12 protein-coding genes are annotated in these 14,915 nt (G+C 64.7%); 4 read left to right on the forward strand and 8 right to left on the reverse strand.

Annotated features, from left to right (window positions below; translation table 11 throughout):
• Nucleotides 1–27: 27 nt before the first annotated feature.
• Nucleotides 28–1,356: a citrate synthase gene (gene gltA / locus P9228_RS16530; protein ID WP_067319906.1), complete on the reverse strand. Its 1,329-nt coding sequence runs from the start codon at nt 1,354–1,356 to the stop codon at nt 28–30.
• Between the two features lie 181 nt (nt 1,357–1,537).
• Nucleotides 1,538–2,962, reverse strand: coding sequence for a glutamate--tRNA ligase (gene gltX, locus P9228_RS16535; protein ID WP_278054365.1), 1,425 nt, complete (start codon nt 2,960–2,962; stop codon nt 1,538–1,540).
• A gap of 102 nt (nt 2,963–3,064) precedes the next feature.
• Here gltX and P9228_RS16540 point away from each other — a divergent pair, with 102 nt between their 5' ends.
• Nucleotides 3,065–5,521 carry a ComEC/Rec2 family competence protein gene (locus P9228_RS16540; RefSeq protein WP_278054367.1) on the forward strand — a complete coding sequence of 819 codons (2,457 nt, stop codon included), beginning with the start codon at nt 3,065–3,067 and terminating at the stop codon, nt 5,519–5,521.
• On the opposite strand, the gene lexA is transcribed toward P9228_RS16540, so the two are convergent.
• The 6 genes from lexA to P9228_RS16570 form a co-directional block, all read right to left on the reverse strand.
• Nucleotides 5,505–6,239 carry a transcriptional repressor LexA gene (lexA, locus tag P9228_RS16545; RefSeq protein ID WP_066992799.1) on the reverse strand — a complete coding sequence of 245 codons (735 nt, stop codon included), beginning with the start codon at nt 6,237–6,239 and terminating at the stop codon, nt 5,505–5,507. The two genes, P9228_RS16540 and lexA, sit on opposite strands and share 17 nt — an antisense overlap.
• A gap of 116 nt (nt 6,240–6,355) precedes the next feature.
• Entirely contained in the window at nt 6,356–7,561 is a 1,206-nt protein-coding gene (gene glp, locus P9228_RS16550) for a gephyrin-like molybdotransferase Glp (RefSeq protein ID WP_278054369.1), read from the reverse strand.
• A 1-nt stretch (nt 7,562) separates the two neighbouring features.
• A complete protein-coding gene (gene moaC / locus P9228_RS16555) occupies nt 7,563–8,042 on the reverse strand; it encodes a cyclic pyranopterin monophosphate synthase MoaC (RefSeq protein WP_278054371.1) in 480 nt (159 codons plus the stop codon).
• Between the two features lie 2 nt (nt 8,043–8,044).
• Complete coding sequence (trpC, locus tag P9228_RS16560; RefSeq protein ID WP_278054942.1) at nt 8,045–8,860, reverse strand: indole-3-glycerol phosphate synthase TrpC; 816 nt, start codon at nt 8,858–8,860, stop codon at nt 8,045–8,047.
• 1 nt (nt 8,861) lies between these two features.
• Entirely contained in the window at nt 8,862–9,872 is a 1,011-nt protein-coding gene (gene trpD, locus P9228_RS16565; protein ID WP_278054372.1) for an anthranilate phosphoribosyltransferase, read from the reverse strand.
• Entirely contained in the window at nt 9,869–11,761 is a 1,893-nt protein-coding gene (locus P9228_RS16570; RefSeq protein WP_278054373.1) for a peptidyl-prolyl cis-trans isomerase, read from the reverse strand. Before P9228_RS16570 ends, trpD begins: the two co-directional genes overlap by 4 nt.
• 144 nt (nt 11,762–11,905) lie before the next feature.
• Here P9228_RS16570 and tpiA point away from each other — a divergent pair, with 144 nt between their 5' ends.
• The 3 genes from tpiA to P9228_RS16585 all read left to right on the forward strand — a co-directional run bounded on the left by tpiA (nt 11,906) and on the right by P9228_RS16585 (nt 14,697).
• On the forward strand, nt 11,906–12,673 hold the full coding sequence (gene tpiA, locus P9228_RS16575) for a triose-phosphate isomerase (RefSeq protein ID WP_278054374.1): 768 nt from the start codon (nt 11,906–11,908) through the stop codon (nt 12,671–12,673).
• A gap of 161 nt (nt 12,674–12,834) precedes the next feature.
• On the forward strand, nt 12,835–13,359 hold the full coding sequence (gene secG / locus P9228_RS16580) for a preprotein translocase subunit SecG (RefSeq protein ID WP_095825378.1): 525 nt from the start codon (nt 12,835–12,837) through the stop codon (nt 13,357–13,359).
• Nucleotides 13,360–13,572: 213 nt separating this feature from the next.
• Entirely contained in the window at nt 13,573–14,697 is a 1,125-nt protein-coding gene (locus tag P9228_RS16585; protein WP_278054375.1) for a L,D-transpeptidase, read from the forward strand.
• Nucleotides 14,698–14,915: the final 218 nt, after the last annotated feature.

The raw sequence follows: 14,915 nt of genomic DNA on the forward strand, positions 1-14,915 counted from the left end.
CTACTCGCTATTTCGCTATTCGCTCAATCACCGCTTCGCAATCGGCACGTAATCGCGCTCCGTAGCGCCGGTGTAGAGCTGGCGCGGGCGGCCGATCTTCTGGTGCGGGTCTTCGATCATTTCCTTCCACTGCGCGATCCAGCCGACGGTGCGGGCGACCGCGAACAGCACGGTGAACATGGTGGTGGGGAAGCCCAGCGCCTTCAGCGTGATGCCCGAATAGAAGTCGACGTTCGGATAGAGCTTCTTCTCGATGAAATACTCGTCGGTCAGCGCGATCTTCTCCAGCTCCATCGCGATGTCGAGCAGCGGATCATCCTTGATGCCGAGCTCGCCCAGCACCTCATGCGCCGTCTTCTGCATGATCTTGGCGCGCGGATCGTAGTTCTTGTAGACGCGATGGCCGAAGCCCATCAGGCGGAACGGGTCGTTCTTGTCCTTGGCGCGGGCGATGAATTCCGGGATGTGATCGACATGGCCGATCTCGCCCAGCATGTTGAGGGCCGCCTCGTTGGCGCCGCCATGCGCGGGGCCCCAGAGGCAAGCAATGCCGGCCGCGATGCAGGCGAACGGATTGGCGCCCGAAGAGCCGGCGAGACGAACCGTCGAAGTCGACGCGTTCTGCTCGTGATCGGCGTGCAGGATGAAGATGCGCTCCATGGCGCGCGCCAGCACCGGATTGATCTTGTACTCCTCACACGGCACGGCAAAGCACATGTGCAGGAAGTTGGCGGCGAAATTCAGCTCGTTCTTCGGGTAAATGAAGGGCTGGCCGATGTGGTATTTATAGGCCATCGCCGCGATCGTCGGCATCTTGGCGATCAGCCGCATGGAGGCGACCATGCGCTGGTATGGGTCCGAGATGTCGGTAGAGTCGTGGTAGAAGGCCGACAGCGCGCCGACCACGCCGCACATGACGGCCATCGGATGGGCGTCGCGGCGGAAGCCGGTGAAGAAGCGCGACATCTGCTCATGCACCATGGTGTGGCGCGTAACGCGATAGTCGAAGTCGTCCTTCTGCGCCTTGGTCGGCAATTCGCCGTAGAGCAGTAGATAGCAGACCTCGAGGAAGTCGCCGTGCTCGGCGAGCTGGTCGATCGGGTAGCCGCGATGCAGCAGGATGCCGGCGTCGCCGTCGATGAAGGTGATCGCCGACTCGCAGCTTGCCGTCGAGGTGAAACCGGGATCGTAGGTGAAGGCCCCGGTGGTGCTGTACAGCGCGCCGATGTCGATCACGTCGGGCCCGGTCGAGCCGCTTCGCACCTTGAATTCATGCGTCTTGCCGGCGAACTCGAGCCTTGCGGTCGACTCACGCGCCTTGCCGCCCGATTCCAGTTTTGTCGCAGCTTCGCTCATTGCAAACTCCTTTATGTTTTCTCATGCCGGCAAGGCAATTCCTGCAAACGACACGTCGAAATCACCGGAATGCGCGAACTTGCCACCGCATTTTAGGAGGTGCGTGCCAGATTGGGCCAAGGCCTAATGTTGCACTGCGAAACACACCTTTCAATGCCAATCTTCTTGGGCCAGTTCGCTCCTAATCGATTTGATCCGCAACCCGCGCCAGGCTCTCCTCACGGCCGAGCACGGCGAGTACATCGAACACGCCGGGCGAGGTGCTGCGGCCGGTGAGCGCGGCTCTCAGCGGTTGGGCCACGGCGCCGAGCTTATGGCCGCCGGCCTGCGCAAAGTCGCGAATAGCGGCTTCCGCGGTTGCGGCGCTCCATTCGCTGGAGATCGCGGCGAGCGCGGCATGGGTACCGCGCAAAATGGCGCGGGCGTCGCTGCCAAGCAACCCCGCAGCCCTTTCGTCGAGCTGCAAGGGCCGCTCGGCGAACAGGAAGCCGGCTCCATCGACGAGCTCGACCAACGTCTTTGCCCGCTCCTTGAGGCCCGGCATGGCAGCAAGCAGCTGTGCCTGGCGCCTGTCGTCGAGCTTGGCCGCAAGCGCCGGGCCACCCTCGAGATAGGGCAGGGTGGCTACGAGAATATCAAATAGCGCCTTGTCGTCCATCTTGCGCATATGGACGCCGTTCAGCGCCTCGAGCTTGGCGAAGTCGAACCGGGCGGCGCCCTTGTTGACGTCGGCGATGTCGAACCAGGAGATCATATCCTTGATCGACATCACCTCGTCGTCGCCGTGGCTCCAGCCGAGCCTGGCCAGATAGTTGAGCAGGGCCTCCGGCAGATAGCCCATGGCGCGATAAGCCTCGACGCCGAGCGCGCCGTGGCGCTTCGACAGCTTGGCGCCGTCGGCACCATGGATCAGCGGGATGTGCGACATCGACGGCACGGTCCAGCCCATGGCGTTGTAGATTACGGTCTGGCGCGCGGCGTTGGTCAGGTGATCGTCGCCGCGGATGATGTGGGTGACGCCCATATCGTGATCGTCGACGACGACGGCATGCATGTAGGTCGGGTTGCCGTCCGAGCGCAGGATGATGAAGTCGTCGAGGTCCTTGTTCGGGAATCGCACCTCGCCCTGTACGCGGTCGTGCACGACGGTCTCTCCTTCGGTCGGCGCCTTGATGCGGATGGCGCCCTTGACGCCGGGAGGCGCCTCGGAGGGGTCGCGGTCGCGCCACTGGCCATTGTAGCGCGGCGGCAGCCCGTTGGCCCGCGCCGCCTCGCGCATCGCCTCCAGCTCGGCAGGCGTCTCATAGCTGTAATAGGCCTTGCCCAGCCGTACGAGCTCCTCTGCCACCTCACGGTGGCGCGGCGCTCGCTCGAACTGCGACACGGCCTCGCCGTCCCATGAGAGGCCGAGCCAGGTCAGCCCGTCCAGGATAGCGGCTGTCGCCGCTTCGGTGGAGCGCTCGCGGTCAGTGTCCTCGATGCGCAGCAGCATCGTGCCGCCCGTGTGCCTGGCGTAGAGCCAGTTGAACAGCGCCGTGCGCGCCCCGCCGATGTGCAGATAGCCGGTGGGCGAGGGGGCAAAGCGGGTGACGACCTTGTCGGACATGGAACTCTCGGAAGAAGCTCTGAAGCGGGCATGATTGCGCGGACTTTCGCGCGGTGGGCGTTCATGTAGCATAGGAGGTCTGGGGCGCAAGGGGCAGACCCGATGGCTGGACGTGGCCGGGGTGCGGAGGATGGCGAGAAGACGACGGCTGGCGTGAGCGAGCGCCTGCTGTTTGCCGACACCGTGCCTGCTGAGGCAGTACCGGTTTGGGTTCCCGTGCCGCGTCCGGCCACCGAGATTTCGGACGGCGACGCCGTCGTGAAGCCGCCTCCGCCGGCAGCGATCGACTTGATCCGCAGGCGGTTCCGCCGTGCCTCGTTTTCCGCGATTCGCCGGGGTGTGGCCGAGGCAGCCTCCACCGAGCTCGACCGCGGCATCGGCTTCCTCCTGGTGCCGGTGTTCCTGGCCGCCGGCGTGATACTCTATTATTCCTTGAGCGCCGAGCCGGATCTTTACAGACCGCTGGCGGCGGTGGCGCTGATGGCTCTATGCGCGGCGGTTTCGCGTCCCTGGCTGAAGACACACCTGGTCTTTATGGCGGCGCTGTTTTGCGCGCTGGGCTTCGTCGCCGCGAAGGTCGAGACCTGGCGCGCCGCTACACCGATGCTCGGCTCCGAAATCCAGACGCGGCTGACAGGCCGCGTCGTCATCGCCGAGGAAATGGCCAATGGCCGCGTCAGGCTGACCATCGATCTCCTCTCGACCGCGCATCCAAAGCTGCGCTACGCACCGGATCGCGTCAGGCTCTCGGCACGCAGGATCCCGGCCGGCATGAAGGCCGGATCGCTGGTGACGGGTTACGCGCGGCTCCTGCCGCCGACCGGGCCGGTCCGTCCCGAAAGCTATGATTTTTCCTTCGACAGCTATTTTTCCGGCATCGGCGGCAGCGGATTTTTCCTCGGCGACCCGAAACTCATTCCGCCAACCGACCCGATCGCTCAGACGAGCATCGCCTCGGCCATCGAGAACACGCGCGAAAACATTGCCGACCACATCAGAAGCACCGTCGGCGGACCCGAAGGCGAAATTGCCGCCGCACTGATCGTCGGCGTGCGCGCCGGCATTCCGGAGGACATCAACGAGGCGATGCGGCGGACCGGCATCTATCACATCATCTCGATTTCGGGCCTGCACATGGCGCTGGTCGCCGGCACGGTCATGCTTCTGCTGCGCGGCGCCTTTGCGCTGTTCCCGGATTTTTCGTCACGCCGGCCGGTGAAGAAATATGCCGCGGCAATCGCGCTTATGTCGATCGCCGCCTATCTCGTCATCTCCGGCGTGGTGGTCGCCGCCGAGCGAAGCTTCATCATGCTGGCCGTCATGCTGATCGCCGTGCTTTTCGACCGCGCCGCGCTGACGATGCGCAACTTGGCGATCTCGGCCATCGCCGTCATCCTGGTGTCGCCGCATGAAGTGGTTGGCCCGAGCTTTCAGATGTCGTTCGCGGCAACCGCCGCCCTTGTCGGCGCCTATGCCGGCTGGTCCGACTACCGCGCCGGCAAGGTGAGAGCGCCGCCGGAAAAGCGTTCGTTCCTGCGGTTCATGTCGCACAAACTGGCAGTCGGAGCAGGTGGCGCCGCAATGACGTCGATCATTGCCGGAAGTGCCACGGCGCTGTTTGCCATCTGGCATTTCCAGCGCGTCTCGCCGCTCAGCCTGCTGGCCAATCTCGCGATCATGCCGATCGTCACGATCGTGATGTTTCTCGCCGTCGCCAGCGCGGTCATGATGCCGTTCGGCTTCGACGGGCCCTTCCTCTATTTGATGGGCAAGGGCCTAGCGGCGATGATCGCGATCTCGGCGTGGATTTCGGAGTGGTCGCCGGTCGATGCCGTGGGCCTGATCTCGATCCATTCGGTGCTGCTGGCGACGATCGCGCTCGTCATCGCCACGATGGCGACTACGTGGCTCAGGCTGGCCGCAATTCCTTTCGCTGCCGCGGCCGTCATGATCATCCCGCAGGTGCGCACGCCGGACCTGCTGATCTCGGAGGACGCGCATCTGGTGGCGATGCCGATCGGCGGCGGCGAACTCGCCATCAATCGTGCCCGCTCGAACGAGTTCACCACCGATAACTGGAAACGCGCGCTCAAGGCCGAAACGATCGTGCCGCCGGAGACATTCGCCAAGGGCACACTGGACTTGGCCGATCCCGTCGACCTGCCGCCTGGATCGCCCTTTTACTGCACGGGCGACCTCTGCATTGGCCGGCATCCATCGGGCGCGATCGTCGCGCTCGCCGAGAACCGCGAAGCAGCCCGGCCTGCCTGCGACTTCGCAGACCTCATCGTCATCAACGACGCCACGGCCTACAATCCCTGCCGCGATCCACGTATTCTCGTCGTCACCAAGCGGCAGCTCGCGCGCGACGGCAGCGGCGCTGTCTTCTTCGATCCGCAATCGGCGACGGCGCGAGCAACCATTCAATACGCCGTCGAAAAACCGTACCGCCCTTGGCACGAACAGCGGCGATACTCGCGTGAGGCGAGGGGGTTGGCGCCTTACAAGAAGCCCGAGAAGCCGGAAGCCAAGCCGCAGCCCCTCAGTAGCGGCGGATGAGCCCGACGAGCTTGCCCTGAACCTTCACGCGATCGGGACCGAAGATGCGCGTCTCATAGGCCGGATTGGCAGCCTCGAGCGCGATGGAGGCGCCCTTGCGGCGGAAGCGCTTCAGCGTCGCCTCCTCGTCATCGACCAGCGCCACGACGATCTCCCCGGGGCTCGCAGTGCTGGCGTTGCGGATGATGACCGTGTCGCCGTCGAAGATGCCGGCCTCGATCATCGAATCGCCTTTGACCTCGAGCGCGTAGTGCTCGCCGCCCGCGATCATGTCCGGCGGCACTGTGATCGAATGCGTCTGGTGCTGGATGGCGTCGATCGGCACGCCGGCGGCAATGCGACCCATCACCGGGATGGAGACGGCTGAAACGGCGTCGTCGTCATTGCTGGGCGTCGGCGTGCGGGCGGGCGCCGCGGGTTTGATCTGGCGGCCGAGATTGCCTTGGCCGCCCTGGATGACGCTCGGCGAGAACTTCTTCGCCGCATTGAGGCCGGGCGCGATCGAGTCAGGTAGGCGCAGCACTTCAAGGGCACGCGCCCGGTTCGGAAGCCGGCGAATGAAACCGCGCTCCTCCAGCGCCGTGATCAGGCGGTGGATGCCCGATTTCGAGGCAAGGTCGAGCGCTTCCTTCATCTCATCGAAAGACGGCGGAATGCCGCTTTCCTTGAGCCGTTCATGGATGAACATCAGCAGTTCATGTTGTTTGCGCGTCAGCATGGCGGCCCCCATGGGTTCTGAAACCAGAATCAGAAAAACAAACCCAGAACAAACACTATCTGTTCCAGTTGTGTTCCGCAACCGTTTAAAGTTTAGTGAATGTGTTGACGTTTTGTTCAGCGTAACATCAGAACGCTGCATTCCTCGCCGGCTTCAGCCGCCGGTGCGAAGGGTTGGCGCACGATCAGGCCATTGGCATCGGCGAGCATCCTCAACATCGAGGAATCCTGGATGCCGAACGGTGTTGCGATCAACCCCCCCGCATCTTCGCGGACCACGGCGCGCACATAGTCCTGCCTGAGATCGTTGGCGTGCATTGCGACGCCTAACCGGGCCGTGCGGATTTCCTGACGGCAGGACCGGCCGCCCAGCCGCGCCAGAAGCGGCTTCAGGAACAGCTGCGAGCAGACCAGGCTTGCGACCGGATTGCCGGGCAGGCCGATGCAGCGAATGTCGCCGAGCCGGCCAAACATCAGCGGCTTGCCGGGACGCATGGCGATCTTCCAGAAGTCGAGCTGCATGCCTTCGCCGGTCAGCACGTCATGGATCAAGTCGTGGTCGCCGACGGAGGCGCCGCCAAGCGTGACGATGACGTCGGCGCCGGCCTTGACCGCCTTCTTGACCAGGGCCGCGATCGCGTCCTTGCGGTCGGCGGCAATGCCGAGGTCGAGCGCGCGCGCGCCGACCGACTGGGCCGTAGCTGTGACGCCACAGGCATTCGACGAGATGATCTGGTCGGGGCCGAGCGCGCTGCCCGGCGGCAGCAATTCATCGCCGGTGGCGATGATGGCGAGCAGCGGCTGCCGCACCACGTTGAGACTCGGATGGTTGGCCGATGCCGCCAGCGAAAGCGCCGCCGGATCGAGCTGGCGGCCTTTTTCGAGGAGCAGGTCGCCCTCGCAGAAGTCGAGGCCGCGGCGACGGACGTTTCGTCCCTCCACGGTCGGCTCGGTCACTTCGATGCCGCCGCCGCCGAGATCGCGGACATTCTCCTGGATAACGATGGTATCGGCGCCTTCGGGGAGCGGCGCGCCGGTGAAGATGCGCACGGCCTCGCCCTTGCCGACAGAGCCGGTGAAGCCACGCCCGGCGGGCGCCATGCCGATCACGGAGAGCCGCGCCGGCGCCGAGGCTACGTCGGCGGCCCGCACGGCATAGCCGTCCATCGCCGACGCATTGAAGGGCGGCTGGGTGCGCAGAGCCACCACGGGGTCGGCCAGCACCCGGCCGGACGCGTCGGCCAGCGGCACGCTTTCGCCTGGCAGCGCGGTCGCGCCGTCCAACAGGCGTTGGAGCGCCTCGGCGACCGGAAGCAAAGCCATGCTAAGGACCTACCTTGTAGTCGCCCGACTTGCCGCCGGCTTTCTCGACCAGCCTGATGCCGGAAATCGCCATGGCGCGGTCCGCTGCCTTGGCCATGTCGTAGATGGTGAGGCAGGCAACCGACGCCGCGGTCAGCGCCTCCATTTCGACCCCGGTCTTGCCGGTAACCCTGGCAAGCGCGGTGACCCTCAGGCCGGGAAGCGCGCGATCGGGCTCGATCTCGACGGCAACCTTGGTGAGAAGGAGGGGATGGCAAAGCGGGATGAGCTCATGCGTCTTCTTGGCCGCCATGATGCCGGCGATGCGCGCCGTGCCCAGCACGTCGCCTTTCTTGGCGTCGCCGGCCAGGATCATCTCCAGCGTTTCCGGCTGCATGGTGACATACCCTTCGGCGATGGCCGTGCGCGTCGTCTCGGCCTTGCCGCCGACATCGACCATGTTGGCTTCGCCCTTGGCGCCGAGATGCGTAAGCGCGGGCATCCTCAAACGGCCTCGGCCGGCGCCTTGCCCGTCAGCAGAAGGGCGGTCGCGGCGGCCACGTCGGCCTGCCGCATCAGGCTTTCGCCAACGAGGAAGGTGCCGATCTTGTTCTTTTCCAGCCGCCGGCAGTCCTGATGGGTGAAGATGCCGCTCTCGCTGACCAGCAGCCGGTCGTCCGGGACCATGGCGGCAAGCCGCTCGGAAACGTCGAGGCTGGTTTCGAAGGTTCTCAAATCGCGGTTGTTGATGCCGATCAGCCGCGACGAGAGGCGAAGCGCGCGTTCCATCTCCTGTTCGTCATGCACCTCGACCAGCGCGTCCATGCCGAGATCGAAGGCCGTGGCTTCCAATTCACTGGCCAAGGCGTCGTCGACGCTCGCCATGATGATGAGGATCGCGTCCGCGCCCCAGGCGCGGGCTTCATGAACCTGATACGGGTCGAAGAGGAAATCCTTGCGCAGGGCGGGCAGGCTAACGGCGGCGCGCGCTGCGGTCAGAAAGCCGGGCGCGCCCTGGAAGGACGGTGCGTCGGTCAGCACCGAAAGACAGGCAGCACCGCCTTGTTGATAGGCCCTCGCGAGCGCCGGCGGGTCGAAGTCGGCGCGGATCAAGCCCCTGGAAGGGCTGGCCTTCTTGATCTCCGCAATCAGCGCGAAGCCGCCGGCCTTCCGCTTGGCCTCAAGCGCCGCAAGGAAGCTGCGCGGGGGTTCCGCATCCTTGGCCTTCGCCTTGACCTCGGCAAGCGGCGCGCTGAGCTTTGCGGCGGCGATCTCATCGCGCTTGTAGGCTTCTATCTTGCGCAGGATATCGGACAAAATTCTAACCGTTCGAAATCTCGATGAGCTTGTCGAGCACCGCGAGCGCCCGGCCGCTGTCGATGGCCTGCGCTGCTGCCTCGGTGCCATCGCCGAGCGTCGTCGCCTTGCCGGCCACCACCAGCCCGGCGCCGGCATTCATCAGCACGGTGTCGCGATAAGCGCCGGCAGCGCCGCCCAGCATATCGCGCAATGCCTTGGCATTGTAGGCCGCTTCGCCGCCGCGCAGATCCTCTTTGTTATGCCGCTTCAGTCCGACCGCTTCCGGAGTGAGGGTAAAGGTGCGGATCTCGCCGCCGGCGAGCTCTGCGACCTGCGTCTCGCCCGTGGTGGTGATCTCGTCATAACCGTCGCCGTGCACGATCCAGGCATGATCGGTACCCAGCGCCTTCAGCGTCTCAGCCACCGGCATGATCCATTCGGGCAGGAAGACGCCAACCATCTGCCGGCCGACGCCGGCTGGATTCGACAGCGGCCCGAGCAGATTGAAGATGGTGCGCGTGCCGAGCTCGCCCCGGACAGGACCGACATGCTTCATCGCCGGATGATGCGCTGGCGCGAACATGAAGCCGACGCCGGCCTCCTGGATGCAGCGGCCGATCGTCTCCGGTGCGATGTCGACCTTGACGCCGAGGGCCATCAGCACATCCGCCGCGCCGGTCAGCGAGGACAGGCCGCGATTGCCGTGCTTGGCCACCGGAACACCCGCGGCGGCGATGACGAATGCCGATCCGGTCGAAATGTTCACCGAGTGCGAATTGTCGCCGCCGGTGCCGACGATGTCGATGGCGCCGCGCGGGGCTTCGACGCGGAGCATCTTGGCGCGCATCGTGGCGACCGCGCCGGAGATCTCGCTCACGGCTTCGCCGCGCACGCGCAACGCCATCAGGAAGCCACCGATCTGCCCCGGCGTCGCGTCGCCCGACATGATGATGTCGAAGGCCTCGCGCGCTTCCTCAAAGGAGAGCGCGGTGCCGGTCGCGACCTTGGCGATATATGTCTTAAGCGCGCTCATCGTGTCTGTGCTTGGGAAACGGCGGCCGGATCGATACGAACGTCATATTGCGACTGCAGCTGCGCCACCAGCTGATCGAGCAGGTCGTCGGATATGCCGGCGCTGAAAGATTTCTGCGCGTCTTCCGGGACAGAGCTGCCATCGGCACCGGCAGGTTCGAAGACTTCGGCAACCTTGAACAGGATCTGGCCGTCGCCGGTGGGCGAGGGGATCAGGCCCGTGCTGCCTTCGCCGACGCCGAACATGGCCGCCGCGCCCTCGTTGCCGAAATCGGCATCGTCGGCTTCGCGCTTCAGGCCGCGCTTGGTCTGCTTCTCGAGCTTAAGCTCGCCCGCGATCACGTCGAGCGTCGCACCGGCCTTGAGGCGCTTTTCCAACTCCCCGGCCTTGGCGGTGAGCCGCTTGTCGGTCTCGGCCGCGGTCCAGTCGGCCACCACCTTCTGGCGAACCTCGTCCAGCGTTCGGTCGCGCGCCGGCGTGATCGACTGGACTTCATAGAAAACGAAGCCGTTGGCGGCAGTGGTCAGGCCTTCATTCTCGGTGTTCGGCTCGGCCTCGAAGACGGCCTTGATGAGGTCCGCCGATTGCGGCAGGTCGTTGACGATCGTGCCGTCCGGCCGCTGGCCGGTGCGGTCGATGGCGTCGATGGTGACGACCTTGAGCTTTAGCTTGTCGGCCGCCTGGGCAAGCGAGGCACCGGAAGCGCGGGTGTCCTCGTAGCTGTCGTGGACGTCGAGCAGGACGCGGCTTGCCTCGCCGAGCGCAAGATCCTTGCGGATCTGGTCGGACACTTCCGAAAGCGGCTTCACCACCTGCGGCTTGATCTCGGTGACGCGCAAGAGCACCGGGCCGAAGGCGCCCTGAACCACCGGGCTGACCTCGTTGACGTTGAGCGAGAAGGCTGCGTCGGCCACCGCCTTGTCGGCGATCTTGTCCTTTGCCAGCGTGCCGAGCACGGTGTCGGCCTGCGTCTTGCCCTCTGCGGTGACGATCTTGTCGAAGGTGGCGCCGGCCTTCAGGGAGTCAAATGCCGCCTTGGCCGCGTCCGGCGTCTTGAACACCAGCTGTTCGATGGTGCGCATTTCGGGCGTCGTATAGCGCGCCTTGTTCTTGTTGTAGTCGTCAGCGACCTGCTGATCGGTGACCGCCGTCGGGTCCATGATGTCCTGCGGCTCAAGCCGGATATAGGAGAATTTGCGGTATTCCGGCGCGGCGTAGTTCTTCTTGTTGGCTTCGAAATAGGTTTTCAGCGCGCTGTCGGACGGCGCCTCGATCGGCTGGACGAGTGTCTTCGGCAGGACGAGATAGTCGATCGTGCGGTCCTCTCCGCGATAGAGTGCGACCGCCTTCAGGAAGGTCTGCGGCGCCTTGAGGCCGTCGGAAATCGCCTCGACGATCTGCTGGCGGACCGCCACCTGCGAGCGGTTCTTCAGATAGTCCTCGGGTCGCATGCCGATCTGGCTCAGCAGATATTCGAAGGTCCTGCGGTCGAACTGGCCGCCTGGACCCTTGAAGGCCGGATCCTCGCGCGTCAGCTCGGCCAGCCGGTCCTTGGAAAGGCCAAGCCCGAGCTTGCGAGCCAGCTCGTCGAGAACGGCGCCGGAGACGAGCTGCGCCAGGACCTGGTTGTCGAGGCCGAGCAGCTTAGCCTGTTCATGCGTGATGCGCTGGCCATATTGCTGCGACAGCAGGTTGATCTGGCGATCGTAGGCGAGGCGGTATTCGTTGATCGAAACCGTGGTGCCGCCGGCGGTAATCACCGAATGATGGCCAGCCAAGCTTCCCGACAGGCGCCCGGAAATACCCCAGACGGCAAAGCTCACCACCAGCAAGGACAGCAAAGCTTTCGCGACCCAGGTGCCCGCCGCGCTTCTCAAAATACCAAGCATGCCCACTTCCGATCTTTGCGCATTTTCGCATGCGCCGACTCTGAAACAAGCGCAATAGCGTCCTTCCGGCCCACTGTCGATTGCTTTGTGGCCCGATTTTGGTAGTGAGGGCGCTGCCTTATGTTGCCTGGAGAACTCGACGCCATGACCCCTGGAATCCGTCCGCTCGTTGCCGGCAACTGGAAAATGAACGGCACCAGCGCCTCGCTCAACGAGTTGAGGATGATCGGCAACGGCTTCATGAGCGGCCTCGATGCGGAGACGGAAGCCCTGGTCTGCGTTCCGGCCACCTTGCTTCACCAGGCCGCAGAGATCCTTTCGCGGACACCGGTTCGCGCCGGCGGCGAGGATTGCCACCCCAAGGAGAGCGGCGCCTATACGGGTGAGATTTCGGCCGAGATGCTGAAGGATGCCGGCGCAAGCCATGTCATCGTCGGCCACTCCGAGCGGCGCGAGCAATGCGGCGACGACGATGCGATCGTCAATGCCAAGGCTTCGGCCGCCTGGCGGGCAGGGCTGGTGGCCATCATCTGCATCGGCGAGACGCGCGCCGAGCGTGAAGCCGGCGCGACGCTCGATGTCCTGTCGCGGCAGCTCGACGGTTCCGTGCCGGCGAGCGCCACCGCCGCCAACACCATCATCGCTTACGAGCCCGTCTGGGCCATCGGCACCGGCCTGACGCCGACCGCGGCCGACGTCGCCGAGGCGCATGCCCATATCCGTGGCAAGCTGACGGCGCTGCTCGGCGATGCCGCGGCCAGAATGCGCATTCTCTATGGCGGTTCGGTCAAGCCGTCCAATGCTGTGGAGCTGCTCGGCGTCGAGAATGTCGATGGCGCGCTGGTCGGCGGCGCAAGCCTGAAGGCGGCCTACTTCCTCGCCATTGCCGAAGCCTATATGCACATGTCATAGCCGCAGACGGCGGCAGGGGCGCGGCCCAAATCGTTGCAATGGCCGCATTGCTCCCCATATTCCCGGCCACGGGCTTGGAAATGCCGCCAAAGCATTGTAAGGAGCCGCCTCCAAATCACCGGTCGTATGCGCGGCCGCGCAAGGCCTCGCCAGGATAAATTATGGAAACGGTACTGATCGTCGTTCATCTTATGGTCGTGCTCGCCCTTGTCGGCGTGGTGCTGCTGCAGCGCTCCGAAGGCGGCGGTCTCGGCATTGGTGGCGGTTCCGGTTTCATGACGGCGCGGGGCGCAGCCAACGCGCTTACCCGCGCGACTGCGATCCTGGCCGCGGCTTTCTTCGTGACCTCGCTCGCGCTCTCCATCCTTGCCCGCTACGGCGAGAAGCCGATCGACATCCTCGACAGGGCACCGGCTTCGACCTCGGGCAATGCCGGCAAGGGTGTGCTCAACCAATTGCCGGGCGCCACCGGTCCGGTGGGCAGCTCGCAGCCGGCGGCGCCGGCTGGCGGCACCGCGCCGGCCGCCCCGTCGGGCGGAACGACAACCACGACGCCGCTGTCGAATGGCGGCACCACCACGGCCCCGGCCACTGCTCCCGCAACACCGGCGCCCGCGAATCCGACCACGCCGCCGGCCGCGAACGGCGTTACCTTGCCGGTCACCCCGCAGGTTCCGAACCAGTAGCCGGACAAGCATTGCTGCCGCGATCTGTTGTTCTTTGAACACAGTCGCGGCAAATGCCGCTCGATCACGAAGATTCAACCAAATGTAACGCGTCGCTCAGCTTGAGGGCGCGCTGGCTAATCGATTATAGATTGCGCGCGGCACTTTTCGGCGTCCTTGGGGGGCGCCGGGCGACGCCGTTGGGCAACTAGCATAGAAAATCGGATCTTCGCCATGCAGCTTCGCAGCTTCATCCTTTTGGGATTCTGTGCCGTATTCGGCATGGGCTCCGCGGCCTTTGCCTCACCGGCAAATCTGGCCGCTTCGCCGTCGGTAGAGAAGACCGACGCAATTCCCGTCGCCGCCAAGAGCGACGCATCGCAGCTGAGGCTTCTCAAGAAGAAGAAAAACCCGACTCCGGACGACCTCGCGCAGATCGAAAAGCTCGAGGCCAAGATCGCTGCCGACAAGGAAGCGGCCAAGCAAAAGGCGCTCGAAGCCCGCAAGCTGGCGATGCGTGAGGCGGCCAAGGCCAAGGCAGATGCGGCGCGTCAGGAATGGCTCTCCAAGAAGGGTTCGGCCGCGCCGGCCGAAGTGGCTGATGCGATGCCCGGGAAGAAGACCGTCAAGATCATCGAACCGCTCACGCCCGTGGCGCCGATCGCCTCGCTCCAGGCCGAGGAGCCGATCCCGGCCGAGGCGATGAACATCACGGCCACCGGCAACAACGGTGAGTTGCGAAGCGAACAACCCGGCCAGAAGCGGGCGAGCAGCGGCGGCCTGTTCGCCGGCCTGTTCGGCGGTTCCTCGGTGACCTCGATCAACTATCTGCCGGAGACCCGCGCGCTTGATTCGGCGCTCGCCAAGAAGGATGCCAAGAGGCCGTTCAAGGTGAAGCCGGAGTTCGTGCCGCAGGACGTCGCCTTCACCGGCTATGAGCCCGGGACGATCGTCATCGACACGACTGCTCGCCGCCTCTACCTCGTCGAATCGTTTTCCACCGCGCGCCGCTACGCCATCGCAGTCGGCCGTGAAGGCCTGCAGTTCAAGGGGACGGTGGCCGTCGGCGACAAGCAGGAATGGCCACGCTGGATCCCGACGCTCGACATGCAGAAGCGCGAGCCGAAGCACTATGGCCAGTACAAGGACGGCATGCCCGGTGGCGGCGAAAACCCGCTCGGCGCGCGCGCCATCTACCTCTATGACGGCAAGAAGGACACGCATCTGCGCATCCACGGCACCATTGCACCGCAGTCGATCGGAACCAGCGCTTCCAACGGCTGCTTCCGCATGATCAACGAGCACGTCATGGATCTCTACAGCCGCGTCAAGATCGGCACCAAGGTCGTTATTATCTAACGCGTTGAAGCAAACTGCCGAAAGGGCCGGCACCACCGGCCCTTTTTCTTTGATCAAAGCGCGTCGCGTTAAAAGACGCTGGTGCCGCGCTTTCGAGTTTCTGTTCTGATGCCTGCCATTCTCCCAAAACCACTGCACAGTTTTGGGCGGCATGCTTCAGAGAAATGCCCATCCGGACACAGCGCCATCTGGGAAAAAGCCTTCGCGGCGGTTTTTTC

The sequence above is a fragment of the Mesorhizobium sp. WSM4898 genome (assembly GCF_029625845.1).
Taxonomy (GTDB): Bacteria; Pseudomonadota; Alphaproteobacteria; order Rhizobiales; family Rhizobiaceae; genus Mesorhizobium.

What these genes read in the sequence shown, in the direction of transcription:
- P9228_RS16540 (WP_278054367.1), top strand. Translation starts at nt 3,065, where the DNA reads ATGGCTGGACGTGGCCGGGGTGCGGAGGATGGCGAGAAGACGACGGCT.
- tpiA (WP_278054374.1), top strand. Translation starts at nt 11,906, where the DNA reads ATGACCCCTGGAATCCGTCCGCTCGTTGCCGGCAACTGGAAAATGAAC.
- trpD (WP_278054372.1), bottom strand. Translation starts at nt 9,872, where the DNA reads ATGAGCGCGCTTAAGACATATATCGCCAAGGTCGCGACCGGCACCGCG.
- moaC (WP_278054371.1), bottom strand. Translation starts at nt 8,042, where the DNA reads ATGCCCGCGCTTACGCATCTCGGCGCCAAGGGCGAAGCCAACATGGTC.
- glp (WP_278054369.1), bottom strand. Translation starts at nt 7,561, where the DNA reads ATGGCTTTGCTTCCGGTCGCCGAGGCGCTCCAACGCCTGTTGGACGGC.
- P9228_RS16570 (WP_278054373.1), bottom strand. Translation starts at nt 11,761, where the DNA reads ATGCTTGGTATTTTGAGAAGCGCGGCGGGCACCTGGGTCGCGAAAGCT.
- gltX (WP_278054365.1), bottom strand. Translation starts at nt 2,962, where the DNA reads ATGTCCGACAAGGTCGTCACCCGCTTTGCCCCCTCGCCCACCGGCTAT.
- gltA (WP_067319906.1), bottom strand. Translation starts at nt 1,356, where the DNA reads ATGAGCGAAGCTGCGACAAAACTGGAATCGGGCGGCAAGGCGCGTGAG.
- P9228_RS16585 (WP_278054375.1), top strand. Translation starts at nt 13,573, where the DNA reads ATGCAGCTTCGCAGCTTCATCCTTTTGGGATTCTGTGCCGTATTCGGC.
- secG (WP_095825378.1), top strand. Translation starts at nt 12,835, where the DNA reads ATGGAAACGGTACTGATCGTCGTTCATCTTATGGTCGTGCTCGCCCTT.
- lexA (WP_066992799.1), bottom strand. Translation starts at nt 6,239, where the DNA reads ATGCTGACGCGCAAACAACATGAACTGCTGATGTTCATCCATGAACGG.